Source organism: Streptomyces sp. 8N706 (assembly GCF_052245415.1).
In the GTDB taxonomy this organism is placed as follows: Bacteria; Actinomycetota; Actinomycetes; order Streptomycetales; family Streptomycetaceae; genus Streptomyces.
The window spans coordinates 1-10,103 of sequence record NZ_JBQQBW010000173.1; the positions used below are offsets into that span (position 1 = coordinate 1).

General features: G+C 72.3%; 8 protein-coding genes. 4 read left to right on the forward strand and 4 right to left on the reverse strand.

The genetic code is table 11. The features are described 5' to 3' along the window. The 3 genes from ACTWQE_RS32565 to ACTWQE_RS32575 form a co-directional block, all read right to left on the reverse strand. A partial coding sequence (locus tag ACTWQE_RS32565; RefSeq protein ID WP_443332696.1) for a gamma-glutamyl-gamma-aminobutyrate hydrolase family protein occupies window positions 1-241 on the reverse strand: 241 nt, incomplete at its 3' end. A 12-nt stretch (window positions 242-253) separates the two neighbouring features. Beyond that, a complete protein-coding gene (gene eat, locus ACTWQE_RS32570; protein ID WP_443332697.1) occupies window positions 254-1,720 on the reverse strand; it encodes an ethanolamine permease in 1,467 nt (488 codons plus the stop codon). 263 nt (window positions 1,721-1,983) lie between these two features. Next, window positions 1,984-2,727, reverse strand: coding sequence for a FadR/GntR family transcriptional regulator (locus ACTWQE_RS32575; RefSeq protein ID WP_443332698.1), 744 nt, complete (start codon window positions 2,725-2,727; stop codon window positions 1,984-1,986). A 73-nt stretch (window positions 2,728-2,800) separates the two neighbouring features. Here ACTWQE_RS32575 and ACTWQE_RS32580 point away from each other — a divergent pair, with 73 nt between their 5' ends. The 4 genes from ACTWQE_RS32580 to ACTWQE_RS32595 all read left to right on the forward strand — a co-directional run bounded on the left by ACTWQE_RS32580 (window position 2,801) and on the right by ACTWQE_RS32595 (window position 7,775). After that, window positions 2,801-4,168, forward strand: coding sequence for a glutamine synthetase family protein (locus tag ACTWQE_RS32580; protein ID WP_443332699.1), 1,368 nt, complete (start codon window positions 2,801-2,803; stop codon window positions 4,166-4,168). Between the two features lie 171 nt (window positions 4,169-4,339). Continuing rightward, complete coding sequence (locus ACTWQE_RS32585) at window positions 4,340-5,764, forward strand: aldehyde dehydrogenase family protein (RefSeq protein ID WP_443332700.1); 1,425 nt, start codon at window positions 4,340-4,342, stop codon at window positions 5,762-5,764. After that, window positions 5,761-6,549 carry a 3-oxoacyl-ACP reductase gene (locus ACTWQE_RS32590; protein WP_443332701.1) on the forward strand — a complete coding sequence of 263 codons (789 nt, stop codon included), beginning with the start codon at window positions 5,761-5,763 and terminating at the stop codon, window positions 6,547-6,549. Before ACTWQE_RS32585 ends, ACTWQE_RS32590 begins: the two co-directional genes overlap by 4 nt. Window positions 6,550-6,794: 245 nt before the next feature. Continuing rightward, window positions 6,795-7,775 (forward strand): DUF2510 domain-containing protein, encoded by a 981-nt coding sequence (locus tag ACTWQE_RS32595; RefSeq protein WP_443332703.1) that lies wholly within the window; start codon window positions 6,795-6,797, stop codon window positions 7,773-7,775. 110 nt (window positions 7,776-7,885) lie between these two features. Here ACTWQE_RS32595 and ACTWQE_RS32600 read toward each other — a convergent pair whose 3' ends face one another. Beyond that, window positions 7,886-9,085 (reverse strand): amino acid deaminase/aldolase, encoded by a 1,200-nt coding sequence (locus tag ACTWQE_RS32600; protein WP_443332702.1) that lies wholly within the window; start codon window positions 9,083-9,085, stop codon window positions 7,886-7,888. Between the last annotated feature and the right edge of the window lie 1,018 nt (window positions 9,086-10,103).

A 10,103-nucleotide genomic window follows, 5' to 3' on the forward strand; every position in this document is an offset into this window, starting at 1 on the left:
GCTCGGCCCCGTACCGTACGGGCGAGGTGGCCGGGACCACCGAGATCACCACGCCGTCGAGCCGCGCCACGGTAGCCTCGGCCGCCGCCGTTTCGTCCGGCGGAAGCATCACGGCGAGCCCGCCCGCGCGCTGTACGAGCCGGTGGTAGCCGGTCGGCAGCAGCGCGGCCGCCTGATGCCAGACGCCCCAGTGCACCGAGGGCTCCAGGTACGTGGAGATGCCGATGAGCGGCTTGCGCACAGCTTCCTCCGGTCAGTCGCGTGTCAGTTCGGCCTCGGCGGCCGCCAGCGCAGCGAACTCCTCCTCGGGGGCGGCCGCGACCAGTCGGTGCCGGGAGTAGAAGGCGAAGTAGGCCAGTGCGACACCGTAGACGCCCAGCGCGATGAACGCCGCCTCCTTGTCCACCAGAAAGGTGGCCACGAGGGCCGAGCACGCCAGTACGAACGCCACCGCGGACGTAAGGATTCCGCCGGGGGTCCGGTACGGCCGGGGCAGCCGGGGTTCGCGGCGCCGCAGCACGATGTGCGACAGGGACATCAGGGCGTAGGAGATGGTCGCGCCGAAGACGGCGACATTGAGCATCCGGGCGCCGTCGCCCGTCGCCGCGGCCAGCGCGAAGCCGATGGCGCCCGGCACCAGCAGCCCGAGGTACGGGGCCTTGCGCCTGCTGGTCAGGGACAGGAAGCGGGGCAGATAGCCGGCGCGGGAGAGCGCGAACAGCTGCCGTGACCCGGCGTAGATCAGGGAGAAGAAGGAGGCGACCAGACCGGCCAGGCCCGCGTAGTTGACGAACCGGCTGAGCGCGGTCGGCTCGCCGCCGCCCTGGAGGGCCTCCACCAGCGGGTTGCCCGCTTCCTGTACGGCCGCCGAGCCTCGGGCACCGGTCGCCGCGAGGAAAGTGAGCAGGGCGAGCAGCAACAGGATGGCCATGGAGATGGCCATGGCCTTCGGCAGGGAACGTGCCGGGTCCCTGGTCTCCTCGGCCGCCAGCGGCACACCCTCGACCCCCAGGAAGAACCACATGCCGAACGGGAACGCCGCCCAGATCCCCAGGACACCGAACGGCAGCCAGGATCCGGCGCCGAAGGCGTCCCGGTCGACGGGGATGTCATCGAGCCCGCTCGCGTCGAACTCCGCGAACGCCCCGACAGCGAAGATCAGCAGCGCGGCGACCGCGACGCCCGTCACGATGAAGCTGAAGCGCAGCGCCTCGCCGACGCCCCACAGATGGATTCCGAGGAAGACCGCGAAACAGGCGAGATACACCGGCCAGCCCGATTCCAGGCCGAAGAGCTTCAGTGACTCGACGTAGTCCCCGATGAAGATGGCGATCGCGGCGGGCGCGAGGACGTACTCGATGAGGATGGCCGTGCCGGTGAGGAAGCCGCCCCAGGTGCCGAGCGCGCGCCGGGCGAACCCGTAGCCGCCGCCCGCTGTCGGCAGGATCGCCGCCAGCTCGGCGAGCGCGAAGACCATACAGGTGTACATCAGGCCCATGAGGACGGCGGCGATGGCGAGGCCGCCGAAGCCGCCCTCGGCGAGTCCGAAGTTCCAGCCGGAGAAGTCACCCGAGACGACGTACGCCACGCCGAGTCCGGTGAGCAGCAGCCAGCCGGCGCTGCCTCTGCGCAAGGTCCGCTTCTCCAGATAGGCGTCCTCGGGGGAGGCGGTCCCGCTGTCGGAGGGAGGTGCGAGGGGGGAGCCGGTACTTTCGGCCATGAGCCGCTCCTGACCTGACGGGGGTCAATGGTGTGGGGCCATACCTTTGTCCTCCGGGGTGGGTACGCGCAAGGGGCGTGCGCCAATCCGCGGTGAACCGGTCCGCGGTAACCGGTGCCGCGGTGAACCGATCCGGTCCGCCGCAGGCCACCGCGGTGAACCGGTCCGCGGTAGGCCGGCCGCGGCCCCGGCGTCGTGGCGCCTCGTCCCCGTGGTCCTCGTTGCCGTCTGCGCCTCCGGGTGCCGGGCGGCGCCCGAGGAGCTCAGGAGAGGAAGCCCCGCAGCAGCGCCGCCGTACCCGCGCAGTGTTCCCGCATCACCTCGCGGGCCCCGTCGGCGTCACCCTCCAGCACCGCCTCGACCAGCGCGGTGTGCTGCTGCTGCGAGTGCTCCAGATTGCGGACCAGCAGCGGAATGCAGTCCAGCAGGTCGTTGACGGTCGCCCGTACGGCCGCGTACTGGGCGGCGAGCGAGGGTGAGCCGCACAGTTCCGCCACGGTCAGATGCAACATGGTGTCCAGCCGCCGGTAGTCGGCCAGCGGCGCGTCGTGCGTCGCGGCCAGCGCCCCCCGCAGCCGGTCCGCCTGTTCCCGCGACAGGCCGTGCGCCGCGCACAGCCCCGCCGCGCCGACCTCCAGGACCTCCCGGAACCGCAGGGTGTCCTCGACGTCGACCTTCTCGATCCGGCGCCGCAGCTCGTCCTCCGCGCCGCCGCCCCGCACCTCCGGCCGAGGCCGTACGAACGTGCCGCCGTAGCGGCCGCGCCGGCTCTCCACCAGGCCCTGGTCCTGGAGGACCTTCAGGACCTCGCGCAGCGTCACCCGGCTGACGCCCAGCCGGTCCGCCAGCTCTCGCTCCGCCGGAAGCCGCTCGCCGTACGGCACGAGCCCGAGCCGGACGACCTGGAGTATCTGCTCCAGCGCCTCCTCGAAGCCGTTCCCCGCCCGCACCGGTCGCAGCACCGGGGCGAGCCGGTCCGCGGAGCCGGCGTCCTCGACGTCGCCCATTGAACCCCTTCCCAATCAATGGTCTACAGGACTACCTTATGGCCTCCGGCTGCACCGACAGGAGGCCTTTCCCGTGGCAGACCGCACACCACCGCTCTCCGTCGGCGACCTGAGAAGACTCGTCGACACGGGGGAGATCGACACCGTAGTCCTCGCCTTCACCGATATGCAGGGACGGCTCCAGGGCAAGCGGTTCGCCGCCCGGTTCTTCCTCGACGAGGTCCTGGACCACGGCACCGAAGGGTGCAACTACCTCCTCGCCGTGGACGTCGACCTCAACACCGTCGACGGCTACGCCATGTCCTCCTGGGAACGCGGCTACGGCGACTTCGCCATGCACGGCGACACCGGCACCCTGCGCCGTACGCCCTGGAACCCCGGAACCGCCCTCATCACCGCCGATCTCGCCTGGCACGACGGCTCACCGGTCGCCGCCTCCCCGCGGCAGGTGCTGCGCCGCCAGCTCGACCGGCTCGCCGAGCACGGCTGGAGCGCATACGCCGGCACCGAGCTGGAGTTCATGGTCTTCAAGGACACCTACGAGGACGCCTGGGCGCGCGGCTATCGCGGGATGAACCCGGCCAACCAGTACAACGTCGACTACTCCGTCCTGGGAACCGGCCGGGTCGAGCCGCTGCTGCGCCGGATCCGCAACGAGATGGGCGCGGCCGGTATGACGGTGGAGTCGGCCAAGGGCGAGTGCAACCTCGGCCAGCACGAGATCGCCTTCCGCTACGACGAGGCGCTCACCACCTGCGACCAGCACGCCGTCTACAAGACCGGCGCGAAGGAGATCGCCGCCCAGGAGGGCATGTCGCTCACCTTCATGGCGAAGTACGACGAGCGCGAGGGCAACTCCTGCCATATCCATCTGTCGCTGCGGGACGCGTTCGGGGAGCCGGTGCTCGCCGACGAGCAGGGCCCGTACGGCATGTCGAAGACCATGCGGCACTTCCTCGCCGGACAGATCGCCGCGATGCGCGACTTCACCCTGCTCTACGCCCCGAACATCAACTCCTACAAGCGCTTCCGGCCCGGCTCCTTCGCCCCGACGGCCGTCGCGTGGGGGCCGGACAACCGCACCTGTGCCCTGCGCGTCGTCGGCCACGGGCGGTCCCACCGGTTCGAGAACCGCCTCCCGGGGGGCGACGTCAACCCGTATCTGGCGGTGGCGGGCATGGTCGCGGCCGGGCTGCACGGTATCGAGCAGGAGCTCGAACTCCCCGACGCCTGTACCGGAAACGCCTACAACGGTGACGCCGAGCACGTGCCCGCCACACTCCGCGAGGCGGCCGAGCTGTGGGCGGCCAGCCCCGTCGCGCGGGGCGCCTTCGGAGACGAGGTGGTCGAGCACTATCTGAACATGGCGCGTATCGAGCAGGCGGCGTACGACAGCGCCGTCACGGACTGGGAGCGGTTCCGCTCCTTCGAGCGGATGTGATCGGCCGCATGGGACGCGCCGCAGGCGACGCAGGCATCCGACGCGCCGCATACGAAGCGGCGCACCCGACGCGGCACAGCCGAGGCAGCATCCCGAGCACCGCCGCCGAGCAACGCATCGGAAGCAGCGCGGTGACGCGCCGCATGGGACGCGCCGCACGGGACGCGCCGCATGGGACGTGACACCCCGCTCCGCGGCGGACCCGTCAACCCCAGGAGAACGCAGTTGTACGAACACCACGTCCTCAACCCGGCGACCGAAGAGGTCATCGCCACCGTCCCCGCCTCCACCCCGGCCGATGTCGACGCCGCCGTCCTCCGCGCCGCGAAGGCACAGGAGAGCTGGTCCGCGCTCGCTCCCGGCGACCGCGCCCGGCTGCTGCGCCGCTTCGCCGCCACCGTCGACGGCCATCTCGAGGAACTGGCACAGCTGGAGGTCCGCGAAGCCGGTCACCCCATCGGCAATGCCCGCTGGGAAGCCGGGAACGCCCGTGATCTCCTCGACTACGCGGCCGGGGGAGTGGAGCGCCTCAACGGCAGCCAGATTCCCGTCTCCGGCGGTCTGAACGTCACCTTCCACGAGCCTCTCGGCGTCGTCGCCGTCATCGCCCCGTGGAACTTCCCCCTGCCGATCGCCGCATGGGGAACGGCGCCCGCCCTCGCCGCGGGCAACGCCGTCCTCCTCAAGCCCGCCGAGACCACTCCGCTGACCGCACTGCGCCTGGCCGAACTCGCCCTGGAGGCCGGGCTGCCGGAAGGGCTGTTCCAGGTCCTCCCCGGAGCCGGACCGGTCGCGGGAAACGCACTCGTCGAGCACCCCGGCGTCGCCAAGGTCGTCTTCACGGGCTCCACCGCCGTCGGCAAGCGGATCATGGCCAAGTGCGCCGCGGGCGTGAAGCGGGTGACCCTCGAACTCGGGGGCAAGAGCCCCAACATCGTCTTCGCCGACGGTGATGTCGAGCAGGCGGCCGCCGCCGCTCCCGGCTCCTTCCTCGACAACACCGGCCAGGACTGCTGCGCCCGCACCCGCATCCTGGTGCAGCGCGAGGTCCACGACCGGTTCATGGAGCTGCTGGAACCCGCCGTCCACGCCTTCACCGTGGGGGACCCCGCCGATCCGGCCACCCGGATGGGTCCGCTGATCTCCGCCGCCCAGCGCGAGCGCGTACGCTCCTACGTCCCCGAGGACGCGCCCGTGGCCATCCGCGGCACGTGCCCCGCGGGCAGGGGCTTCTGGTACCCCGCGACCGTCCTCACCCCGTCCTCCCCGGACGACGCCACGGCCGTCGACGAGATCTTCGGACCCGTGGCCGTCGTCATCCCCTTCGAGGACGAGGCCGACGCCGTACGCCTCGCCAACGCCACCCGCTACGGCCTGTCCGGATCCCTGTGGACCCGGGACATCGGCCGTGCACTGCGCGTCTCCCGTGCCGTCGCGGCAGGCAATCTCTCCGTCAACTCGCACAGCAGCGTGCGCTACTGGACGCCCTTCGGAGGCTTCGGAGAGTCCGGCCTCGGCCGCGAGCTGGGCCCCGGCGCACTCACCGCCTTCACCGAGACCAAGAACGTCTTCATCAGCACCGAGGAGAGCACGTGACCGAGCAGACCACCCCCGTGTGCCGTCGCCTGGTCGGCCGTACCGCCGTCATCACCGGAGCGGGCAGCGGCATCGGACTGGCGACCGCCCGCCGACTCGCCTCCGAAGGCGCGGACATCGTCTGCGCCGACATCGACGAGACCGCGGGCAAGGCGGCCGCCGCCGAGGTCGGCGGGCTCTACGTCCAGGTCGACGTCACCGACTCCGACCAGGTCGAGGCGGTCTACAAGACGGCGTACGACACCTACGGTTCGGTCGACATCGCCTTCAACAACGCCGGTATCTCCCCGCCCGACGACGACTCGATCCTCACCACCGGGATCGATGCCTGGAAGCGCGTCCAGGAGGTCAACCTCACCTCCGTCTACCTCTGCTGCAAGCACGTCATCCCCTACATGCGGCGGCAGGGGAAGGGCTCGATCATCAACACCGCCTCCTTCGTGGCCAGAATGGGGGCCGCCACCTCCCAGATCAGCTACACCGCGTCCAAGGGCGGGGTGCTGGCCATGTCCCGCGAGCTGGGCGTCCAGTTCGCCCGCGAGGGCATCCGGGTCAACGCCCTCTGCCCCGGGCCGGTCAACACCCCGCTGCTCAAGGAGCTGTTCGCCAAGGACCCCGAGCGGGCGGCGCGCCGACTCGTCCACGTCCCGCTGGGCCGCTTCGCCGAACCCGAGGAGATCGCCTCCGCGGTGGCCTTCCTCGCCAGCGACGACTCCTCGTTCGTCAATGCCGCCGAGTTCCTCGTCGACGGCGGCATCGCGGGTGCGTACGTCACCCCCTTGTAGAACCGCGCCGGATCCTGCTGCGGACGACGGCGCTGCGGACGATGGTGCCGCGGACGACGGCGCTGCCGACGACGGCACTGGGGACACGGCGCAGACGACCGCGCTGGGGACGCGGCGCCGCAGACACCCCGCACGGCAGCCGGGCGTACGGGGCCCCGGCTGCCGTGGCAACAGGGTTACGGGCCAAGAAGTCCCGTTCGTCTTCGGATATGTCGGCTCCAGGCCATAAGGTGATCCGCGTGAGCATGACGACCCCGCCCGGCTGGTACCCAGACCCCGGGCAGACAGGCCACGAACCCGCCCTCGAACGGTGGTGGGACGGCTCCCTGTGGACCGACTACACCCGTGAGCCCGAGGGCACCGCCGTCTCCCGGATCCCGCCCCAGCAGCCCGTCTTCGCTCCGCCCCGGCAGCCCGAGCTCCTGGAGGCCCCGTTCGCATCCCCGCCCTTCTACGGACCGGAGTCCGTCGGCCATGGCGGGGCGCGCGGCAGGACCGTCTCCCTCGTCGGCGCCGCGGCGGTTCTCGTCGTGGCCGTCATCGGCGGCATCGTCCTGCTGAACGGCAACGGCGACGGCTCCGACACAGCACGCGCCGAGCCGAGCACCGGCCGGCAGCCGTCGCCCGGTGACCAGGGCGGCGGACGCGGGGAGGGGCCGCCGGGCACCTCGGCGGACACCGCTCCGGACGCGGCCAACGGCATCAGCGTGCCCGTTCTCGCCGGCTGGCAGAAGGGCCGCAGCAGCGCGGGCGGCGCGGGCGTGACCATCGACCCCTACCCGTGTCCGAGCCAGACGCGTACGAAGTGCGTGCGCGGCGGCGTGTTCACCAGGACCGCCACCGGCTACAAGGCGAAGACACCACAAGGCGTCGCCAAGGAGGACATCCCCAAGAACACCGACAGCTCCTACGGCAAGGACCCCGTCACCGGCAAGGAGATGTACGGCGGGGTGGTCTCCCGGCGGGAGGTCAGATCCGAGGTCGTCACGGTCGCCGGGCAGAAGGGCTACCTGGTGCGCTGGAAGGTCACGACCAAGAAGGGGGACGGGGGCTTCGTCCAGTCCGTGGTCTTTCCCTCGCCCACCGACCCGACGTCCCTCGTCCTCGTCCGGTTCGGCTTCGACGCCGGCGGGCAGGCACCGCCGCTCACGGACATGGACAGGATCGCCGCGGGCATCGCCCCGCTGGGCGCCGGCAGCACGGGCGGTACGGGCGGCTCGGTCTGACGGGACAGCACGCCGTCGGACCCGTGGCCCGGGCGCGACATCCTGCTCACCTCTGCTCACTTCCTCCGCCATGCACGCTCCGCGTGGTCACGTCCCGCTCGCGGTGACGGTCACAGGAAGGTGCGGCCCTCGCCCCGGTACGTGGGCTCGGCCCCGACCACCCGGTCGCCCTGGATGAGGTGCAGTTCGTCGAAGCGTTCGCACATCTCGCCGGCCTTCGCGTGCCGGAACCACACCTTGTCGCCGATCAGCAGATCGTCCGCGGGCGTCCCCAGCAGCGGTGTCTGCACCTCCCCGGGCCCCTCCTGCGCGTCATAGCGCAGTCCCTCGGGAAGATACGGCTGCGGCAGCCGGTCGGCACCGGCCGCCCCCGACGCCGGATAGCCGCCGCCCAGAACCGTGACCACACCGACTCCGGGCCGCCGTACCACGGGCTGGGCGAACAGCGCGGCCGGCCGGCCCCGGAACGAGGTGTAGTGGTCGAAGAGGCGTGGCACGAAGAGCCCCGAGCCCGCCGCGATCTCCGTCACCGCGTCCTCGGCCGCCGTGTGCTGCACGCTGCCCGTGCCGCCGCCGTTGACGAACTCCAGGTCGGGTGCCTCGGCCCGTACGAGGCGCACCGCCTCCGCCCGGCGGGCCGCCAGCTCCTTCCTCGCCGCCGACTGCATCAGCCGGATCCCCCGGGAGCGCAACGGCCGGCCCGGGACCGCGTCGCCGACACCCGCGACATGACCCTCGTAGGCCATGACGCCGACCAGCCGGAAGCCGGGACGGCGGGTCACCGAACGGGCCAGGGCGGCGAGTTGACCGGGTTCGCGCAGCGGAGAGCGCCGCGCGCCGATCCGCACCCGCCCGCCCAGCAGCCACAGCGAGGTGTCCAACTCCACGCAGACGCGGACCTGCTCGGTGCCGGCCCGCGAGGCGTCGATCAGATCGAGTTGAGCGGTGTCGTCCACCATCACCGTCACCGCCGCGGCGAGCTTCGGGTCGCCCGTCAGCTCCGCGAAGCTCTCGCGGTCGGCGGAGGGGTACGCGAGCAGGACGTCCTCGAATCCGGACCGGGCCAGCCACAGGGACTCCGCGAGCGTGAAGGACATGACCCCCGCGAAGCCGTCGTGCCCCGCCAGCCGTTCGAGAAGGGCCCGGCAGCGCACCGACTTGCTCGCCACCCGGATCGGCCTGCCCCGCGCGCGCCGCACCAGATCGTCGGCATTGGCGTCGAACGCCGCGAGGTCCACGACCGCGAGCGGCGCGTCGAGGTGCGCGGTGGCCCGGTCGTACCGGGCCCGGTCGGCAGCGGTGTCGGCCATGGGGCCAACCTTGCCAGAATGCCGTTACCGCTGGGTAGTGGGGTGGTTCGGGCAAACCCGGTCATGTGTCCGATCGGGTTGCCGCTCCGCCCTCCGCAGCCCGTAAAGTGACGCGCACGCCGTGACCTGACAACCCGCGGCGTGCTGTCCACATACGAACTGGCCTGCCGTGAACGGCGAATCGGCGGCAGGCGAGCATGACGCAAGGGGGGCGTATGAGCGCCGAAGCGCCGCGCGCGGCCTCCCCCCTCCCCTCCGAGGTGCCCCAGCAGCGCGGCGCGTCCGCGTCCGGTGCGTCACCTCGGAGCGCTCCGGCGCCCGGCCTCCCGCGTGCCGTTTCCCCGCCTCCCCCGCCTCCCGCGTATCCGCCGCTGCCGCCGTACGCCCCGCCGACCGCGGGCCCGTCGGGCGGCCCGGCTCCGTCGCACCCTGCGTCCGGGGCGCGGAACGGTGCTCCCGGCACCGTCCGGGCGCCCTCGGACCCGTCTTCGGCCGCAACGCCGCCGACCGCGGGGACATCGGACGGCTTCGTACCGCCCCGCCCGGCGTCCGCGGCGAGGAGTGCCGCGTCTTCGGCAGTGACGTCACCGGCCCCAGGCGTGCCGGACGGTTCCGTACCGCCCCGCCCGGCGTCCGGCGTGCGCAGCGCAGCGTCCGCGGTCGCGCCTCTTCCGGCGTCCGGCGGCCACCCCGCGACGGCCGGTGAAACCGGCGTTCCGGACGGAACCCGCCCCTCGCCCGGGACGGCCACGGACGGGCCGAAGGCATCCGGCGCCGCTGCGACCAGGGTTGACACCGCGCCCGGGGGCGGAGCGTCGTCCAAGGGCCCCGCAAGCCCCTCGTCGGGTACGGCCCGGCCCTCCGCCGACGCCCCCGCTCGAGACGATGCGCCGGCACCCGCGCCCTCTGCGCCCGCCCCCGCGCCCCGTGCGGCGGCCCCTGGCATCGCTGCGCCGCCCCCCGTCTCCTGGGGGCCTCTCCCGCCCCACGTCCCGGCCTCCTCGGCGGGCGCCACCCA

Bases quoted from the DNA above. Each gene is read 5' to 3' on its own strand.
- ACTWQE_RS32575 (WP_443332698.1), bottom strand. From the start codon at position 2,727: ATGGGCGACGTCGAGGACGCCGGCTCCGCGGACCGGCTCGCCCCGGTG.
- ACTWQE_RS32595 (WP_443332703.1), top strand. From the start codon at position 6,795: ATGACGACCCCGCCCGGCTGGTACCCAGACCCCGGGCAGACAGGCCAC.
- ACTWQE_RS32585 (WP_443332700.1), top strand. From the start codon at position 4,340: ATGGGACGTGACACCCCGCTCCGCGGCGGACCCGTCAACCCCAGGAGA.
- ACTWQE_RS32600 (WP_443332702.1), bottom strand. From the start codon at position 9,085: ATGGCCGACACCGCTGCCGACCGGGCCCGGTACGACCGGGCCACCGCG.
- eat (WP_443332697.1), bottom strand. From the start codon at position 1,720: ATGGCCGAAAGTACCGGCTCCCCCCTCGCACCTCCCTCCGACAGCGGG.